The following is an 18,904-nucleotide window of genomic DNA, read 5'->3' on the forward strand; positions in this document are numbered from 1 at the left end:
TCTGTATATACTTCATCTACTTCACCTTGCATTGCATTTACATTACCTAGTACTTCATTTACTCTTGGTAATACTGCCTGCATTGCATTCCACGTAGCTTCTGTATAATCATTTGCATTTAATCCTGCTATTTGATCCATCTGTTTTTGTAAAGCTGTTTTATCACCTTTATAGAATTCTAACATCTGCATTACACTAGCTAGTCTATCAAATGCTTTATCTACTTCTTCTTGACTTGCTTTTGCATTATCATATACAGTTTTAGCATTTTCTAATGCTGCTTTAAATTCATTTACTACAGCTGGTACTACATTTTCTAAACCTACTTTTTTAGCCATTTCGATTGCAATTTGTAATGCTTTTTTATTAGTTTCAATCTTATCTGCTAACACTAAACTATCTATAGCAGTTTGTAATTTTATTAAAGCTGCATCTACTTCTTCTTGAGTAATATTTTCATCATCAAGAAGTGCTCTCGCTTCAACTAACACAATTTCCAAATCAGCTATACTAGATGGTGTATATTGAGTTTTATCAACATCTTCTGCTTTTGCAATTAAATCCTTTAATACTTCAAAATCAACTTTTATTGAATTCTCAGTTTTAAATTCTAATTCATGTCCAAATACTAAATTACGTGTATATTTTTTATCACGTGTGATAACTTCAATAGCATATTTTGTATTTGGAGTTAATCCTGTGATTTCATAGTTTGTAGCATCTGAAGGAATCAATAATTTTTCTCCATTGAATAATATATATGCTGGTGTGAATTTATCTTCTAACGCTTCCCATGTTACTGTCGCCATATTTTCCCCAGCTTCTACTTTATATGGTGATACCACTGATTCTAATTCATATGCCTCAATTACTTTTTTATAAATCTTTAATTCATCTATATATCCATCATTGATTGGATACTGTTTATTTCCATCTGCTCCTAGAACAAGTGATAATGTATCTACATCAATACTCGCTCCTGTTTGCCCAGAAATATCATAATTTCCCTCTGCTTTTCCATCTATATACAGTGTCATCATTCCATCTCGGTCAAACGTTGCTGCTACATGATGCCATTTACCGTCTATTCCACTTTCATAACGCCCTGTATCTCCTCTTGATGCTCCCGGTGTTGTAAAGTTTAATCCAATTCCTGGTCTTGGATCTGTAAATGTTCCAACTGCAAATCCAGGGTTTCCTCCAGAATCCCAGTTTTTATTTGAAATGATCGCTCCTTCAGTATCCATTTCTTTTGTTCCTTTATACCAAAACATAATTGTAAAATCATCTTTGCCAAAACGCAAATCTTCTACTTTACCGAAATCTATATATTGTGAAGCCTTTAGTGCATCTTCATCATTTTTAATATGCACAGCTTTTCCTTTTACTCCATCAACAAATTCTACATTTCCTACTACCGTTCCATGATTTCCATTTCCTGAAACATCATTTGCTGTTTTATCATCAAATGTTACATCTAATACTTTCCCTGCTGGCAGCTCATCTGTTAAATCAATTGTATAATGATATTTTGGTAACCAGTTATCATGTTCAAAATCATACATGCTTAACTGAACCTTTCCATCATATACACTTACATAATATCCGATTGAATCTGCACGTAAATATGAAGGAATATTTACTAATGTGCCATAATCTGTTTCAATAATTTCATTTGAACCAACCGCAGGGTGTACATGTCCTGTCAAGATGACTGACTGTGGGTATTTTCTTAATACTTCTTTTATTGCGTAATCCTGTGGCCCAGCATCTAATGGGAAATCTGATGAACCATTGTAACTGTCAGTACTAGCAATCGTATTACGTAATGGTTCATGAAGTACTACAAAAATTGGTTTATCATCTTTAGCACCTTCTGCCATTGTTTTATCTAGCCATTTTATCTGCTCATTTGAAATATATGAACTGTCCTTAATATCCCATTCTGTATTTATAACAACAAAATGATATTTATCTTCACCTTCACCAATCCATGTATCATAATATACTTTATTGGTATCACCCATATATTTTTGATTATATGACATGTAACGATCATACACACCATCCCATCCTTGAGATGTCCAGCGTACATCATGATTTCCTAATGCATTGACAAACTGTAAATTTTCATCATATTTATCAATAATATTATAATAGCTTGCAAACTCACTGTCTGCACCATCACTTGTAAAATCACCACAGTTAACAACTGCTTTAGCATTTGGCATAGTTGTAACGATATCATTTAACCCATCATCATAAATACGAGCACTCTCACTGCTCGCACTAGACTGTACATGAGTATCAGTTACCACAACAAATTCTAATTTACCACCTTCTGGTTTTCCAAAATCACTATATGCTTTTTGTAATTTTTCATTTATTTCATCTACGTCCTGTAAATCAGTCGCAGTTTCTAATCTTACTTTTACTTCTTCAATTACCTTAATAAATGCGTCTTTCTTTTCTTGAGTTAAATTTGAATTTTTTATTAATTGTTCATATTCCTTTATTGTTTCTTTTAATTTTTGAATTTCTAATGCTAAAATTTTATATCCTGAAACAGTCCCATTAATTTTATTTTCATTAACTAAATCATATACCAATCCATTTACATTTATACTTACATCATCAAAATTCCATGCATGATATAAACCATCTTCTGTTTCTGTAAGTTTTGTATCCATATCTGCTCTAATTTCTTCAGGAGTTTTTGTCTGATTCCATAAACTGATCGAATGAACTTCACCATCAAAGAAATATTTTTTTCTATAATCAGTCCCTACAAAATGTGCATTAGATAAAACAGGGGCTTCCTTCACACTATTATAACTCTTACTAATACGTATCACACCATTAACCAAAAGACTGATAGTTCTATTATCCGAATCTCTAACCACTGAAATATGAGTCCACTGATTATCGCATGAAAAATCAGTTGTCCGAATATCAAATTCTATCTTTTTACCATTTTCAATTACTTGCTCAAAATAACGTAATTGGTTATCTGCGGTTATCTCAATTGAAAAACCTGGATGTGTAGTATCGCGATAATTCCCAAAAATAATTTGACGTTTATTTTGATTATTATTTAATTTCAACCATACTTCGATTGTATTTGGAATATAATCTAAATTATCTTCCATTGAAACAAACTGTTCTTCACTGCTATTAAAATTCAAACTTGTAAATTCTCGTTCTTGAGTTACAGCAGATACAGGAACATAACCGCAAATCATTAATATACTTAAAATAACTGTAATAATTTTAGATTTCATATTTTCTTCCCCTTTTTCGACTAGGTAGTATCAAAAACAGTTAATTATTTTAATAATAATTTAACCGGAAACCCTTATCCTACCTTGGTTTATCTATCCTTTTATCAATCCCCCTAAAAATTGATATATAACCTGACCTGTAAATTTATACAAAAAAAGTAATTCCCCTTATAATTGTAAGTAACTAAACCACAATAGAAAGGACATATTACCATGGTCAAGATTATATCACCTGTTATCAAACATATATATATTTGAATGTTTTCTTATTAAATCTTTACCTAAAAATTTTATCAATTCTTCTCAAAGTCAACTTTATCGTCGCTTTAAGATTTATCCTCTTACCGTTGTTAAGCCTGAACATCCTCCTATCACTTTTATTGAAGCTTAAACAAACTACAAACTTAAACATAACAAACCTTTAAAGCTGATCTTTAGATACAAAGACAGAAAATATCTTGCCAAGTAGACTGTTTGCCCTCATTGTGGTACAACGTATTAATTTCTTTCCTTTTATTACGGTAAGAAGAAAGCTCAAATCCACAGCAAAGTCTCCATTTGAATACCTTTCGTTAAATAAAAAATGATGTATTAACTGTTGCCTGAGTAGCTTTTTCATCTGCATTCCTTGAAATATTTTAAAATCTTACTTCAATAATATCTTCATTTAAAAATAAGTTTTTCTTAAATCAGTTCCAAAATAATTAATTTCATCTAATTTAACATTATCCTTCAATAACACTATTCTTTTTCCAATTAAAGTTAATGTTTCCTCTAATAAACCCTCAAGATAAAATAATAATTTATTATTCTCTACATCACGTACAATTGACATACTATGCTAGTTACCATCAAAAGTTCTTGTTGGATTCAATTTATAATCTATCAAAATAACATGATTACCATATTCATATGTAAATTCAATATATCTAAGTTGATTATTGTCAATAACTTCTAAAGAAAAATAATTTTTTATATTAGCATAATTACCCATGATTACTTTTCTAATATTATTAAGCTGATCAAACTTAATTGTTGTCTCAATAGTTTTTGATATACTATACAAATATCCTATCAACTTCTAAATAACTCTTTTTAGAGCTTTCAGATGATAAATTAGCTTTTTCAATTACTGCTAATACCTTATTTATCTGTGATACAAACCCTGAAAATCAAACCTAAAACAGTATGATTTTTAAATATTTTTTAACATCTTTTTATTAGTAATAACTAGATTTATTTAAATAATTATAAACTAAATAGTACATATTTCTCCTTTCTCCGTATTCCTAAAATAAATTAAATAATCATATACTTTTATCTTTCAAATTATTTTAATTTTATATCTCACTCCTTTTCATTAATTTTTGTTTACATAATCACTTATAAAATTTATAACCAAAAGAATAAAAACATCATGTTTTCTTCTTATAGTTAACCCTTAACTTTCAACAAATATTTAAATATATTATATCATTGCAAAATATTTGTTTAAATTCTCAAAATTTCATTAATGTAACTAAAAAGGTAACACTTTTAAAAAAAGCGTTACTCTTTTCATTATTTTATATACAAAATATCTCCCTAGGCAAATAACAATCACACATTGCTTTCACTGCCCATTTTTTATAATATGTTGCTAATTGTTTAGGAGAAATTTCATAATTATCTAAAATCCATTTTCTTATTAATGTTACTTGTGCAGATGCATAAAAATAAATTGCATACTCCTTTTCTTTATCTTCTATTTTTGCTCCTGTTAATATTTTCTTCATTAGCTCTATCATATATTTAAATAAATATTTTTCTAAGATATATTTATTGTCTGTATTTATCATTTTACGATAAAATTCACCATTATCATATATTCTCTGATATAGTGCCTCTAAAATAATTGAACGATTTAATTCAATTCTTCCAAATTTACTAAATAAATCATTTATTTCGTCCACAAAATCTCTAATTAATATTTCTTCTAAAATTTCATATTTATCATGATAAAAACTATAAAACGCTTTCCTTGATATACTTGATTTTTCACAAATCATTTTTACTGTTACTTTATCAAATCCATATGTACAAATTAAATTTTTGGTATTTTTTAACAATATATCCTTATTACTCATGATTTGTCGTCCTTTCTATTATATGCTATTGTTACTATTTTAATAATACCTTAGAATTACTAAAATAGTAACAATAATAACGCCATAATTTCATTGAAAGTTATAGCGTTATATATATTTATTAATTTTTAATAGTAAATTTTCTTTTCTTCTCAATACTATATTTCCAGCTACACTTAATAATCCTAGTCTCGCAAACATTTTAACTAAACTATTGTCTCTAGTTTTTACACTTGTAGTTGTATCTCTACTATTTGTAATCTTGCTAGAACTTTTGCAAAGACATCTTTTGCATTATTTATTTCTCCTCGAGTTGTATTTGAATCACTGTAATCTTCTTAACATTAACATCTCTTACAAACTTTGACATATTTTCTACTTCAAATACTACTCTTGCATCAACAGTAGCATTAGTATCAGTATCTTTAATATTATACAGTAGTAGTTACTTCTATAGTTTTAATAATATTAATAGCTTCATTTTCAACTAAAATTGCAATATTTTCATCAGCACTTTGCCAAACTATATCTTTATTAGTTGCAACACCTGATAATACTTCTGCACTGATTTGTTTAGATATACCACTTTCTAAACAAATATCTGTTTCACTTAATGAAGTTTCTGTAAGTGCAATTGATCCATGATAAACTTTTACAAAATCTATCTAAGTTGCTTCACCAGTATCTTCTGGTAACATAACTTTTATTGTATGTTGACCATCTAGTAATTCCTCAGATTCATAAATCAATTGTTGATCAACATGTCCATCAGTTACAGTTCTATCAACTGTTTCTTCTACTTTAGAACCAATAAAAGTAATTTCAAAAAATCACCTGCGTGTGCATAGTTGTTTATCACTATTTGAAAAACCTCTACAAATCAATGTTCTTATCTACCATAAAAATGATTAGAATACCTCTTACCTGTTCCCCAATTTCCTTATAAACTTAATTAATGTAATTCTTGACTAGTTTCAGAGTCATTAATAATTAGTTATGATTCTTGTGCACTATCATTAATTAGTGGTATTGGTAATAATCCAATAACTATCATCAATGTTTACAGAAGATAGCTTATTTACTTTTTCATACTTTTCTCTATATTTAATGTCGTTTTTACATACAAAATTAAATTGTATCAATTCTTTTTAATTATTAAACATTTATTCTATTATTATCTCCTGTTTTTTTTCTATGACATAATTTAAACCTTTTCTATTATTATAGATACTTGATGAATTTAACTTTATCAAGGTATTATATTTTACCTTTTTTAAATTTTTAATCTCTTTTTTAGAAGCTTAATTTTATTACATATCATAATTTATAGCAAATAGAAGAAACATTTAAAATCTTCAAATCAAATTTAGATGCAAAACCAGTATTTATAAAAACAGAAAACACGATAAAAGAATATTTTCTATTATATTATCTGACAATTCTTCTTGAAAGGATATTACAATTTAAAATATTGAGGAACAAATATTTTAAAGAGTTTAAAGCTATAAACACCGAAAATAAATATATAAATATCATCACAAAACAAATTCACGAATTACTAATTATTTATTAACAGAATCACAAATTAAAAAGTACTTTAATAATCAATTCAAATAAACACCTTTTTCTTATTTTTAATAACTATTGCTATTTTTGAAAGCTAACTACTAAAAACAATTTATATTATAAACTATATAAAAAATCAAATTTGTATTTATCAACCTAACATAATAACAACTGTAGAACCCGCTTCTACATACTCACCAACTCGTGGTAATTGATCAATAACTTTATCTCCTTCACCAATAAATTTAAATTTTAACTCAGGATTACTAATCTCTTTTTTACTTTTACCAATATAATTTTCTATTTTAACACTCTTAGTATCCATAAATGTATAAGCCTTTTGTCTTTGTGAAGCTACTTTTTTGACACCCATACTTGGTAAAATATCTACCAGCATTTTTCTAGCAATTGGTGCCACAGTAGTTCCTCCATATTGAACACAGTTTTTAGGATTATCCATTGCCACATATAAAACGATTTTAGGATCATCAATTGGAGCAATTCCCACAAATGACAAAATATAACCACCATCTACATAACTTCCATTCACTGCTTTTTGAGCAGTCCCAGTCTTTCCACCAATTCGATATCCATCAATATAGGCATTTTTCCCTCCTCCATCAGTTACTACAGTCTCTAAAGCATCTCGTACTTTTTTTGAAGTATCTTCACTTATTACCTGCCTTAAAGCTTCAGGCTTTTTTTCATAGATAATATCATCACTGTAATTATCAATTATTTTATCCACTAAGTAAGGTTTATATAATGTTCCTCCATTTACGCAGGCACATATAGCTCTAACTAATTGCATTGGTGTTACTGAAATTCCTTGACCAAAAGCAACAGTAGCTTGCTCTAACTCGTTAAATACATCGTAATCAAACATGATTCCTTTTGATTCACCTGGTAAATCAATTCCTGTTTTTTCTGTCAGACCAAACTTTTTTACATATTCATACAATTTATCCTTACCAAGTCTTCGTCCAATTTCAACAAATCCAGGGTTAGAAGAATTCTGTAAAACCTCTCTAAATGTCTGTAAACCATGTCCACCTTTTTTCCATGATTTAATTCTAGCACCACCAACGATTTCATAACCTTTATCAAAATACGTATCTTTATCCATATCAAAAAGATTTTCATTTAATGCTGATGAAAAAGTAATAATCTTAAAAGTCGATCCTGGCTCATATGTTTTCCAAATTGGAATATTTTGGTTATAAACATCTTTATCTGCACTTTTATAATCGTTAGGATTAAAATCCGGTTTACAAGCCATTCCTAATACTTTTCCAGTACTTGGCTCCATTGCAAGAGCCCATATTCCATCTGGATTATAAGTATCATACGCATTGTTTAATTCACGTTCGATAATATCTTGAACATCACCATCAATTGTTAGTTGAAGATCAAATCCTGTTGTTGGTGCACTATAAACACTAGGATACAATGTTAAAGGATTACTTTTAGCATCCATAAAATAATCTATACTACCATTATTACCATTTAAGTAATTATCATATTTTAATTCTAATCCTAATAAACCTTGATTATCAATTCCAACAAAACCTAATGTCTGTCCTAAATAGTTATCTTTAGGATAATATCTTTTAGTATCTTTTATTAGATAAACACCTGGTAATTTTAAACGATCAATTTTTGCAGCAACTTCATCATCAAGTTGGCGTCCTTCAGGTTGAATTCTTTGAATAGATACTTTTTTACTTAACTTTTCTTGCATAACTTTTATATCAACATTTAATATTTCTGCTAATTTTTCCGCTGTCATTTCAATATCTTTGATTTGGCTAGGTACAACAACCAAAGATGCTGTAGTTAAATTAGTTGCTAGTACATTATTATCACTATCTAAAATTAACCCACGATTTGCTTCAACCGGGAAACTACGCTGCCATAAATCAACTGCTTTATTATAGATATTAACACGATCAATGATTTGAATATAGCCAATCTTTAATATTATTGCAATAACAATCAGAACTGTAATAATTTTAACCCATTTTATTTTATGTTTAGTTATCTCATATATCATCTTATCACCCATACAATATATGAAAAAAGTAAGGTTATTAGACCTTACTGTAATGTAATAGTTAAAGCATCACCACTATGCAAAATACTTCCTTCTGGCAAACTTTGGTTAGCAACCAGTCCATTACCACCATCAATAGTAATGTTTAATCCAGATAATGACCCATATGTTAATACATCTTTACGTGACCATCCATAAAAGTTAGGCAAAGTGATATCCAATGACTCTGTTTTAATAAAAACTCGGTCATTTTTAGTTACTTTTGATTTTGCTTCTGGAAATTGTTCAATAACTGTTGAACCATTACCAATTATCTGTACATTTAAAGTTTTAGATTCTAATTTTGCTTTTACAAAATTTACACTTTGATTTATATAAGAATCCAGCTTATATTCTTCCGTAGGAATTTCATTGTTAGAAGCATTATAAGAAGATATTACAGACAATGCAGAAGGAACAATATTTTTAATAATATTAGCCTGATGATCAGTTGTTTCATTATCTGGTCCTTGGAATACTACCATAGTAACGATTTGAGGATCATCGTATGGTGCCATACCTGCAAATGATTTTGTATAATCAGTACTTGAATAAGTTCCATTCTCTCCAACCATCTGTCCGGTACCAGTTTTCCCAATTATTTGGACTCCATTATCAAGTGCAAATTTTTTAGCTGTTCCCATACTTTCATTTACAACACCTTTTAATAAATCGCGAATTCTTGATACTGTTGATGATGAAAAAATCTTTTCAGAATATTTTGTTTTTCCACTATATGTAACCTCATTGTTTTCTTTATTAACAATTCGATCAACTAAATACGGTTCAACCATCTTACCATCATTTGCAAAAACACTATATGCTCTTAATAACTGCACCATCGTTACTGTCGAACCTTGTCCAAAACCTGTTGTTAAATATGCTGCTCTACTCTTATCTGTTTTATATAATGCTATACCAGAAGCCGAATCAAATCCATCAATATTGCTAGATTGAAAAAAGCCTAGCCTCTCATATGTTTCAATTAGCTCATCACGATTTGTATACCCTTTTTCTAACAAATTACAAATAGCAACATTACTAGAACGATAAAATCCTTCATCATAAGAAATACTTCCCCAACCGGCTCCATTATTATGATCACGAATTGGTCGACTGCCACCATAATCATATTTACCAGATTCATACAAAGCACTGCCATTATATAATCCACTTTCAATTGAGCTGGCATAAACAAATGATTTAAATACTGACCCACATTCATATGCAGTATCAAAAAAGAAATTTTTATAATCATTAATATTACGATCATTAGGATTAAATGACGGATAATTTGATACTGCTAATATTTTACCCGTTTTAGCTTCCATAATTACTGCAGAAGCTTTATTTGCTCTTGCTTCACTAGCTTCTTTTGATAATAGATGATCTAAATCACGTTGTAATGAGCTATTTAAAGTCAAATATATATCTTGACCATCAACAGCATCTTTTTGTTTTAAGATCCCATTAGGTAAAATATAATTTTTAGCATCTTTTTGATATACTTTATAGCCATTTTTACCAGCTAATGTTTTGTCATAAATAGCTTCTAATCCCATTTCTCCAACAAGACCTTTTACACCATTTTTTTCCATACTTTTAGCATATCCAATAATATAACTGCAAAAATCACCTAAAGGATAATTACGAGAATTTGCTTCTTCAAATTCTAAACCTGTCAAGCCAGTTTGTTCTATTTCCTTTTTTTGGTTAGCACTTAAATTATTACCATGAGTCCCAAACTCTACCTGATATTTACCCGCATCGATTGCTTCTTGCATTTTTTGAGCCATAGATACAGGATCCATACCAAGAATCGGAGCTATTTTATTAGCCGTTTCAGTTACATCAACTACATGAGCCTTTTTATTGCCATAACCAGGCCTTTTATCAGAAACAATTGCAATCAACTTAAATTTTTGTACATTTGAAGCAACTATCTCATTATCACTTGTATATATTTCTCCTCTTGTTGCATATTCAACCGTTTCCACTTTACCTCTACTTTTTGCAAACGCCTTTATATCTCCATTACTAATTATATGTTTACCTGTAACACCCAAATAAACTATATTTGCAACCAAAGAAAAAATAACTAATGCAAAGACAACATACGCTATCTTTGCACCTTTAAATTGACTCATTGTTATTGTGCTCCCTCTGTAGGATTAGAGGAAGCTACAGATTCATTACTATATGTATATCCTTTTTCACCAGCTACATTATTAAGCCGTGAAAAAGAAGCTAACTCTTGTTTTTGCATCTCAAGACTATCTATCTCATCTCTTAGTACTTTAATATCTTTTTCTATTTGTTGTGCTTCTTGATTACAAGAGGATTCTAAAGATCTTACATAAGTGATTCCAAAAATAAAAACAACCATAGAAATAATCAAAAATCTTTGTGAAAAAGCCTCAAATTTTGTTTTCTTAACTCTATGTCTCATATATTACACCCTCTCAATTATTCTTAATTTCGCTGAATGTGCCCGATGATTCGCCTCTAACTCCTCTTTAGAAGCAACGATTGCTTTTTTATTCACTAATCTATATTTAGGTAATAAATAATCCGGAATAACTGGCAATCCTGGTGGGACATCTTTTAATTTTGTTACATCGTTGAAAGTATATTTACATATCTTATCTTCTAAACTATGAAAAGTAATCACCGATATTCTGCCACCATCATTTAATAGTTCTAATGAATCTTTTAAAGCTCGATCAAATACATTCAATTCATCATTTACTGCTATTCTTAGAGCCTGAAAAGTTCTTTTGGCTGGATGACCACCTTTTCTACGTGCTGCAGCTGGTATTGCTTCTTTAATAACCTCTACCAATTCAAATGTTGTTTCAATTGGCTGATTTGTTCTTGTTTGTTCAATTTTACGAGCAATTCTTTTAGCAAACTTTTCATCTGCATATTTATACAGTATTTCAACTAATTTTTCATATGACCATGTATTAACAATTTTATATGCATCTAATTGACTGCTTGTGTCCATCCGCATATCTAATCTAGCATCATAATTATAACTAAAACCGCGACTTCCAGTATCGAACTGTGGTGAAGATACACCTAAATCAAATAATATCCCATCCACTTTTTCTATTCCTAATTCTTTTAATTTTTCTTTGATATTAACAAAGTTAGAATAAATTATCGTAAAATTGTCACTTATTTGACTTAAACGATCTTTTGCTGCTTCAATGGCACTTTGATCTTGATCAAAACAATACAAATGTCCAGTTGTAAGACGTTTTAAAATAGCACAACTATGACCTGCACCACCTAATGTACAATCAACATAAATACCATCTTCTTTTATATTTAAACCATCTACTGCTTCATTTAATAATACTGTTACATGATCAAACATTATCTTCTCCTATAAATCAAATCCATCTAATGATTCAGAAATTTCATCAAAATTATCTTTATTAGCATCATAGTATTCTTCCCATAAAATTTGATTCCAAATTTCAACATGATCTCCAACCCCTACTATGATACATTCTTTTTCTAATTTACTTTCTAATCTTAAAACATTAGGAATATTAACTCTTCCTAATTTATCAAATTCACATTCACTAGCTCTTGAAGTGATAATTCTAACAAAGTTACGAGCATCTTTCTTTGTTTTTGGCAATGTTTGGAGTTTTTGATAATAATCACTCCAGCCTTCTTGGGTATATAATGCTAGACAACCATCAAAACCACGAGTAATGACTACACTCTCGCCACACTGCTCCCTTAATTTTGAGGGAATAATAAGACGCCCTTTGGCGTCGATATTATGTCTAAATTCACCCATGAACATTTGCATCACCCACTTTTTAACACTTAGTATCACAAATTAACACTTCGTACCACCATTATATACTTTCTAAATCGTTTTGTATAGCTTTTTCTTTAAATAAGGCATTTTTGACATTTAAACAAAAAAAGAGCCAATTAACGCAAAATAACGTTAATTGGCTATAAAAAAAGCGCTTAAAGCGCCATTTCTTATAAAACTTTTTGTCCCTTGTAAGTACCGCAATGTTTACAAACTTTATGAGACATTTTGTATTCACCACATTCTGGACATACAACTACAGCTGGTGCTGTAAGCTTATCATGAGTTCTTCTCTTATTTCTTCTTGTACTTGAAACTCTTCTAAATGGTACTGCCATCAGTATAACCTCCTATTTAATCTTTAAAATAATCTTTTAATTTAGCTAACCTAGGATCGATATAATCATCATCTTTATCACTAGTACTGTTATCTAATATTCTCCAACCTTTTCCTTTAGATTTAATATTAGCATCATCTTTGACGACCCTCATCGGTACTTCCAGCATAATGTTTTCAAATACCACTGGGGTAAGATCAACAATATCTTTTTTTACTTCATGAACATCTTCAAGTGGATCAGGTTTTTCAAAAGCAAACACTTCAGTTGAATTAATTTCAAAAGGATACTCAACATCTTCAAGTGTAATAGCACAAGGAAGAATCATAGTTCCTTTAATATTAAGATCAACATATAAACGTTTATCTTTCAAATCAAGATCTCCGGTTCCTGAGACAATAATGTCCTTCAAGTCATTAATTTGAGCATACTGGTCAAATAACTCCGAAGGAAAAGTTAGTCCCTCTTCAAAATCAAATTTTCCACGATGCTTAACAATCCATTGTAAATTGTATTTCAAAATAATCACCCTTCTATAACCGCAATGACAATTATATATAAAATAATACCATAAGTCAACCTAAAAAATACTTGTTTTTATCGTTTATTTTACTATATTGTCTTAGACCATCTTGTCGATATCTTTAGGAATTTTATTTGATTTAATCATCGAAACTAATTTATCAACCTTGCTAGGAGTGATTGGTTTATTAGTCACCTTAGCCACACTCATAATAAAATCCTTAATATCATTTTCATTATTTAAATCTTTAGACTGTAAATCATTAGCTAATTTTAATATTTCTCCTTTATTAACATTAGTTTTCTTTACAACCTTATCTAATAAAACATCTTCATCTTTCATATTATCACCACTATATAATATGAAAATATTCTAATAACGTTCCCCTTCAATTTTTAATTCTCTTTTCATTAACTGTTGAATCTCACGTTTAGGTTCATGGTTATTATACAAAACATTATATATTGCATTTATAATCGGTAATTCAATATCATCATACTTTTTAGCATCTTCATAAATAACCCGACAGGTTCTAATACCTTCACACGTTTTCTTATTATTTTTCATAAACGTTCTAGCATCATTAGTCTTTCCTATTTCAAGCCCCGCTTGAAAATTTCGCGAATGAACTGATGAACAAGTTACAATTAAATCCCCTACTCCAGTTAATCCCATATATGTTTCTAATTTGCCACCTTTTTTCATTCCATAACGTACCATTTCAGCTAACCCACGTGTTATTAAAGCAGCTTTCGTATTATCACCATATCCTAAACCACATAGCACTCCAGCCGCGACTGCAATTACATTTTTAATTGCAACCCCATATTCAGCACCTATTTCATCAGTCAAACGATAAACTCTAAAATAATCATTAGAGAATAATTTTTGAACATCATGAGCAGCATTTTCATCTAAAGATACTGCACAAACTGTCGTCAACATTCTAACTACAACCTCTTCAGCATGACTGGGACCAATTAATGAAACAACAGGATTAATCAAGTTTTCATCTAAAACACTGCGAATAGTATCAGACATCCGCATATTTGTACCTAAATCAAAACCTTTCGCAGCATTGATAACAGTTATTTTTTTATTAATAAATGGTTTTACCTGTAATAATGTTTCTTTAACAAACTGAGTTGGGATAGTAATCAATAAATAATCTATATCCCTTAGTGCCTCTTCTAAATTATTAGTAGCTTTAATCTCATTTTCTAAAATTATATTTTTAAAAAAAGCATTATTTTGATGATTTATATTAATATCATCAATTTGATTTTGATCAATCCCATACATCATAATTTGATTTTGATTATCAATCAAAACTCTACTTAAAGCAGTAGCCCAGCTACCAGTTCCTAAAACCGCAATTTTACTCATAATTACACATCCTTATATCATTGTATGTATATTATAACATTCATATTAGAAAAGCGCACGATGATTAATCTCTTTTACGACAAATAATATGAATTGGTGTACCTTCAAATCCAAAAGAATCACGTAAACGATTTTCTAAATATCGCTTATAACTAAAATGAAGATATTGAGGATCATTAACAAATAAAATAAAGGTCGGTGGGCAAACACTTACTTGATTAGCATAGAATATCTTTAATCGTCCACCATTAAAAGTTGTGGTTGGATTAATTGCCTGAGCATCAACTAATACATCATTTAAAACACTAGTTTGAACCCGTTTATGAGAATTTACAAATGACTCTTCAATTAACGGAAATAGTTGCGGAACTCTTTGATGAGTTTTTGCAGATAAAAATATGATTCGAGCATAATCTAAATATTTAAATTGACTTCTAAGTTCCTTTTCCTTCTTTTGCATTGTCTTTTCATCTTTTTCAACAAGATCCCATTTATTAACAACAAGAATAACTCCTTTACCTGCTTCATGAGCATATCCGGCCACATGTTTATCCTGTTCTATCACACCTTGTTGACCATCGATTACAACAATAATCACATCACTTTTTTCAATTGAAGATAACGCTCTTAAAATAGAATATTTTTCAATACTCTCATATACTTTTCCTTTTTTCCGCATTCCTGCAGTATCTATAACTCGATATTTTTGACCATCTTTTTCAAAAGCAGTATCTATAGCATCGCGAGTCGTCCCTTCTATATTAGAAACAATAACACGCTCTTCACCCAAAATCGCATTAGTTAAAGATGATTTACCCACATTAGGTCTACCTATTATTGAAAAACGAATCTCATCTTCATCAAACTCTTCTTCTGTAAAATCTAATTTTTTAATAATTTCATCCAATAAGTCACCAATTCCAATTCCATGACTTCCAGATACCGGAATAGGATCTCCCATTCCTAAACTATAAAAATCATATATCTCATTAATAAATGCATTATCATCTATTTTATTTACAGCTAATAAAATTGGTTTTTTTGTTTTTTGAAGTAATCTTGCAACATATTCATCCTCTTGTGTAATCCCTTCACGCCCATTGACAACAAACACAATCAAATCAGCTTCCTCAATCGCAATTTCTGCCTGCATTTTAATTTGTGTTATAAAAGAAGCATCTTTAAGCTCGATTCCACCTGTATCAATTAATCTAAACTCTTTTGTCAACCATGACGCTGTAGCATAAATACGATCACGTGTTACTCCTGCAACATCTTCAACGATTGAAATTCTTTCACCAACGATTCGATTAAAAATCGTTGATTTACCAACATTTGCTCTCCCTACTATCGCAACTACACCGGCCATTTTAATCCTCCATTTCTCTTTGTTTAGCTAATTTTAAAACTTCATTTACTACTTCATCAATACTTAAATTTGAAGTATCCAAGACTATAGCATCTTCTGCTTTTTTTAATGGTGATATTTTTCGATTCATATCTTGATAATCACGTTGTTCAATATCTTTTTTTATAGTTTCTAAATCAGCTGCTAATCCTCGTTGTTTATTTTCTAAATATCGCCGTTTAGCTCGTGTTTCTACACTAGCATTTTGATATATTTTTAATTTAGCATCAGGTAAAACTACTGTTCCAATATCCCTACCATCTAAAATAACTCCACCTACATTTGCCATTTGACGCTGTTGTTTAACTAAAAATTCTCTTACATCCTGATAACTCGAAACTAAACTTGCTGACATCGATATTTCATCTTGTCGAATTTGATTACTAACATCATAATCATTTAAATAGACATGATTATCACTATCCATTGTGATTTTAATATTTTTTAAGGCTGCTGATACTGCAGTCTCATTATTTAAATCAATATTATTTTGTAAACAATAATACCCTACACAACGATACATTGCCCCAGTATCTATATATATATAATCCAATTTTTTAGCTACAATTTTAGCTATACTGCTCTTTCCAGCAGCACTAGGACCATCTATTGCAATCGAAATTTTTTTCATTATACCCCTCCTTCCTTGAAAAAAACTAAGGTAAACCTTAGTTTAAAAGAATAACTGATATCCTATCATACCACATAAACCAATAAATACAACCACTAAAAAAATGATAACATAATTCAATATATTAACGACACGATCTTTTTTCTTTTCTTCAACCACTTCAACTCGACTCCCAACTTTAGTTTCTTCACTATCAGTTTGGTCAGTTGTTTCATTTTTAATCTTTTTTATATTACTATTAGTTTGTTTTTGTTGCAAAGCTTTTTCAACCTCACGTTGATCCTTCTCTTTAATTTGACGTAACATATCTTCTAAAGAAGCAGTTTGTTGTAAAGAATCATTTTTATTAGATATCTCCTGATTTTGTTCTTCATCAGTTCTATCTTCTTGAATATCATTTTCTTTTTCTAAAAGAATCTTTGCTTTCTTAGCATCTTCATCAGGTGACATACTTGCTAATCGTTCCATTAGCGTCATCTTCTTTTTTGCTTCCCTAGCTTCGATTTGTTCAGGTGTTTCTACCAATTCTTCTTTATTTGGTTTTACAAAATACCCCTTAGAAAATTGTGAAGTTTCTACATTATCAAAATTATCTATTCGTACCACTTGTTTTTCTGGCTCTCTAATTTTATTAAGAATATCCATTCTTGTATTATATTGAGCTTCTTTTCCAACACTTACTTTAGCACTACGTAAAGCCCGATTAATCTCTTCGCTGCTTTCTTGACGCATTTGTTCAAAAGTTTTTGCTTCTGTTAGAGTATCTTCAATTTCTTTTTTTTCATTCGGTTTATCAAAAAGTCGATTAACGGACATTAAAAAATCATCCTCATCATCAGTGTCTACCACTGCATCAATTACATCACTCATATTGTCACGATTTATTCCAACCTCTTCTTTTAATCCGCTTCTTAAATCGCGATATTTGTCAACTCGTGAATTAACCACTCTAAATCACCCTTTCATCGAACATTATAGCATACTTTTTAACTATTTCCTTTATAAAATATTGGAAAATATATTTATTTAAGATATAATATGATAGTACACAAAAGGAGGAATTTATAATGGCTAAAATTACAGTTAATGAATCTTGTATTGGATGTGGTGCTTGTACAGCTGTTGCACCTGACGTATTTGAAATGGGTGACGATGGTTTAGCAACAGTAGTTAGCGAAGACAATCTTGATGGAGCTAAAGAAGCTGCTGAAAGCTGTCCAGTAGAAGCAATCGAAGTTGAATAACTGCAAAAAGGGCTGTAATGAAATAACGTTTCAAAGCGTTATCTCGTTACAGCCTCTTTTATTTATAAAGACATTTAAAAAGGACTAAATTATTGCCTGTTTAATTCTTTATAATACTTTTAAAAATGTTAATGCTGTTGCTTTATTTGAAGCTAACGGAACAGAGTGAACATCACATAATCTCATTAAGGCACTAATATCTGGTTCATGGGGTTGGGCTGTAAGCGGATCTCTAAAAAAGAAAACCATATCCATTTGTCCTAATGCAATCAAATTACCAATTTGCTGGTCACCACCATAAGGACCTGATAAAAAACGAGTTATATTTAAATTAGTATTTTCCATAATTTTTTTACCCGTAGTTCCTGTACCATATAATGTATGTTCAGAAAATAATTCCTCATTATCTTTTACAAAATCTATTAATTCCATTTTCTTTTGATCATGAGCTATTAAAGCAATATTCAT

18 protein-coding genes are annotated in these 18,904 nt (G+C 29.8%); 1 reads left to right on the forward strand and 17 read right to left on the reverse strand.

Annotation, left to right across the window (positions count from 1 at the left end):
- The 16 genes from ACLR9T_RS01065 to ACLR9T_RS01140 form a co-directional block, all read right to left on the reverse strand.
- Positions 1 to 3,281: LamG-like jellyroll fold domain-containing protein (locus ACLR9T_RS01065; RefSeq protein ID WP_413107682.1), on the reverse strand; the 3,281-nt coding region annotated here is incomplete at its 3' end.
- A 667-nt stretch (positions 3,282 to 3,948) separates the two neighbouring features.
- The gene (locus tag ACLR9T_RS01070) at positions 3,949 to 4,116 is read right to left on the reverse strand and encodes a hypothetical protein (RefSeq protein ID WP_413107683.1); all 168 of its coding nucleotides are present in this window, start codon (positions 4,114 to 4,116) and stop codon (positions 3,949 to 3,951) included.
- Between the two features lie 6 nt (positions 4,117 to 4,122).
- Positions 4,123 to 4,359 carry a hypothetical protein gene (locus tag ACLR9T_RS01075; RefSeq protein ID WP_413107684.1) on the reverse strand — a complete coding sequence of 79 codons (237 nt, stop codon included), beginning with the start codon at positions 4,357 to 4,359 and terminating at the stop codon, positions 4,123 to 4,125.
- A gap of 487 nt (positions 4,360 to 4,846) precedes the next feature.
- Positions 4,847 to 5,407 (reverse strand): TetR/AcrR family transcriptional regulator, encoded by a 561-nt coding sequence (locus ACLR9T_RS01080; protein WP_413107685.1) that lies wholly within the window; start codon positions 5,405 to 5,407, stop codon positions 4,847 to 4,849.
- Positions 5,408 to 7,124: 1,717 nt separating this feature from the next.
- Positions 7,125 to 9,026, reverse strand: coding sequence for a penicillin-binding transpeptidase domain-containing protein (locus tag ACLR9T_RS01085; RefSeq protein WP_413107686.1), 1,902 nt, complete (start codon positions 9,024 to 9,026; stop codon positions 7,125 to 7,127).
- Positions 9,027 to 9,070: 44 nt separating this feature from the next.
- Positions 9,071 to 11,212 (reverse strand): penicillin-binding protein, encoded by a 2,142-nt coding sequence (locus ACLR9T_RS01090; protein WP_413107687.1) that lies wholly within the window; start codon positions 11,210 to 11,212, stop codon positions 9,071 to 9,073.
- Positions 11,213 to 11,214: 2 nt separating this feature from the next.
- The gene (locus ACLR9T_RS01095; RefSeq protein WP_413107688.1) at positions 11,215 to 11,514 is read right to left on the reverse strand and encodes a hypothetical protein; all 300 of its coding nucleotides are present in this window, start codon (positions 11,512 to 11,514) and stop codon (positions 11,215 to 11,217) included.
- A gap of 3 nt (positions 11,515 to 11,517) precedes the next feature.
- Entirely contained in the window at positions 11,518 to 12,447 is a 930-nt protein-coding gene (rsmH, locus tag ACLR9T_RS01100) for a 16S rRNA (cytosine(1402)-N(4))-methyltransferase RsmH (RefSeq protein WP_413107689.1), read from the reverse strand.
- A 9-nt stretch (positions 12,448 to 12,456) separates the two neighbouring features.
- On the reverse strand, positions 12,457 to 12,888 hold the full coding sequence (gene mraZ, locus ACLR9T_RS01105) for a division/cell wall cluster transcriptional repressor MraZ (protein WP_413107690.1): 432 nt from the start codon (positions 12,886 to 12,888) through the stop codon (positions 12,457 to 12,459).
- 188 nt (positions 12,889 to 13,076) lie between these two features.
- Complete coding sequence (rpmF, locus tag ACLR9T_RS01110) at positions 13,077 to 13,244, reverse strand: 50S ribosomal protein L32 (RefSeq protein WP_003534533.1); 168 nt, start codon at positions 13,242 to 13,244, stop codon at positions 13,077 to 13,079.
- 16 nt (positions 13,245 to 13,260) lie between these two features.
- On the reverse strand, positions 13,261 to 13,773 hold the full coding sequence (locus tag ACLR9T_RS01115; protein WP_003534536.1) for a YceD family protein: 513 nt from the start codon (positions 13,771 to 13,773) through the stop codon (positions 13,261 to 13,263).
- Positions 13,774 to 13,866: 93 nt separating this feature from the next.
- Entirely contained in the window at positions 13,867 to 14,109 is a 243-nt protein-coding gene (locus ACLR9T_RS01120) for a stage VI sporulation protein F (protein ID WP_003534537.1), read from the reverse strand.
- Between the two features lie 30 nt (positions 14,110 to 14,139).
- Positions 14,140 to 15,153 (reverse strand): NAD(P)H-dependent glycerol-3-phosphate dehydrogenase, encoded by a 1,014-nt coding sequence (locus ACLR9T_RS01125; protein WP_413107691.1) that lies wholly within the window; start codon positions 15,151 to 15,153, stop codon positions 14,140 to 14,142.
- 64 nt (positions 15,154 to 15,217) lie between these two features.
- A complete protein-coding gene (gene der / locus ACLR9T_RS01130; protein WP_413107692.1) occupies positions 15,218 to 16,522 on the reverse strand; it encodes a ribosome biogenesis GTPase Der in 1,305 nt (434 codons plus the stop codon).
- Between the two features lies 1 nt (position 16,523).
- Positions 16,524 to 17,192, reverse strand: a complete 669-nt coding sequence (gene cmk, locus ACLR9T_RS01135; protein WP_413107693.1) for a (d)CMP kinase — start codon at positions 17,190 to 17,192, stop codon at positions 16,524 to 16,526.
- A 42-nt stretch (positions 17,193 to 17,234) separates the two neighbouring features.
- Positions 17,235 to 18,140 (reverse strand): hypothetical protein, encoded by a 906-nt coding sequence (locus ACLR9T_RS01140; RefSeq protein ID WP_413107694.1) that lies wholly within the window; start codon positions 18,138 to 18,140, stop codon positions 17,235 to 17,237.
- Positions 18,141 to 18,259: 119 nt separating this feature from the next.
- Here ACLR9T_RS01140 and ACLR9T_RS01145 point away from each other — a divergent pair, with 119 nt between their 5' ends.
- Complete coding sequence (locus tag ACLR9T_RS01145) at positions 18,260 to 18,436, forward strand: ferredoxin (RefSeq protein ID WP_413107695.1); 177 nt, start codon at positions 18,260 to 18,262, stop codon at positions 18,434 to 18,436.
- A gap of 108 nt (positions 18,437 to 18,544) precedes the next feature.
- Here the strand turns inward: ACLR9T_RS01145 and ACLR9T_RS01150 are convergent, their stop codons facing one another.
- Entirely contained in the window at positions 18,545 to 18,904 is a 360-nt protein-coding gene (locus ACLR9T_RS01150; protein WP_413107696.1) for a methylglyoxal synthase, read from the reverse strand.

It is taken from the genome of Thomasclavelia sp., from assembly GCF_047249845.1.
GTDB lineage: Bacteria > Bacillota_I > Bacilli_A > Erysipelotrichales > Coprobacillaceae > Thomasclavelia.

Excerpts from the sequence above, each read along its gene's own strand:
- ACLR9T_RS01070 (WP_413107683.1), bottom strand. The coding sequence starts at position 4,116 with ATGTCAATTGTACGTGATGTAGAGAATAATAAATTATTATTTTATCTT.
- ACLR9T_RS01080 (WP_413107685.1), bottom strand. The coding sequence starts at position 5,407 with ATGAGTAATAAGGATATATTGTTAAAAAATACCAAAAATTTAATTTGT.
- ACLR9T_RS01085 (WP_413107686.1), bottom strand. The coding sequence starts at position 9,026 with ATGATATATGAGATAACTAAACATAAAATAAAATGGGTTAAAATTATT.
- ACLR9T_RS01090 (WP_413107687.1), bottom strand. The coding sequence starts at position 11,212 with ATGAGTCAATTTAAAGGTGCAAAGATAGCGTATGTTGTCTTTGCATTA.
- ACLR9T_RS01095 (WP_413107688.1), bottom strand. The coding sequence starts at position 11,514 with ATGAGACATAGAGTTAAGAAAACAAAATTTGAGGCTTTTTCACAAAGA.
- rsmH (WP_413107689.1), bottom strand. The coding sequence starts at position 12,447 with ATGTTTGATCATGTAACAGTATTATTAAATGAAGCAGTAGATGGTTTA.
- mraZ (WP_413107690.1), bottom strand. The coding sequence starts at position 12,888 with ATGTTCATGGGTGAATTTAGACATAATATCGACGCCAAAGGGCGTCTT.
- rpmF (WP_003534533.1), bottom strand. The coding sequence starts at position 13,244 with ATGGCAGTACCATTTAGAAGAGTTTCAAGTACAAGAAGAAATAAGAGA.
- ACLR9T_RS01120 (WP_003534537.1), bottom strand. The coding sequence starts at position 14,109 with ATGAAAGATGAAGATGTTTTATTAGATAAGGTTGTAAAGAAAACTAAT.
- ACLR9T_RS01125 (WP_413107691.1), bottom strand. The coding sequence starts at position 15,153 with ATGAGTAAAATTGCGGTTTTAGGAACTGGTAGCTGGGCTACTGCTTTA.
- der (WP_413107692.1), bottom strand. The coding sequence starts at position 16,522 with ATGGCCGGTGTAGTTGCGATAGTAGGGAGAGCAAATGTTGGTAAATCA.
- cmk (WP_413107693.1), bottom strand. The coding sequence starts at position 17,192 with ATGAAAAAAATTTCGATTGCAATAGATGGTCCTAGTGCTGCTGGAAAG.
- ACLR9T_RS01145 (WP_413107695.1), top strand. The coding sequence starts at position 18,260 with ATGGCTAAAATTACAGTTAATGAATCTTGTATTGGATGTGGTGCTTGT.
- ACLR9T_RS01150 (WP_413107696.1), bottom strand. The coding sequence starts at position 18,904 with ATGAATATTGCTTTAATAGCTCATGATCAAAAGAAAATGGAATTAATA.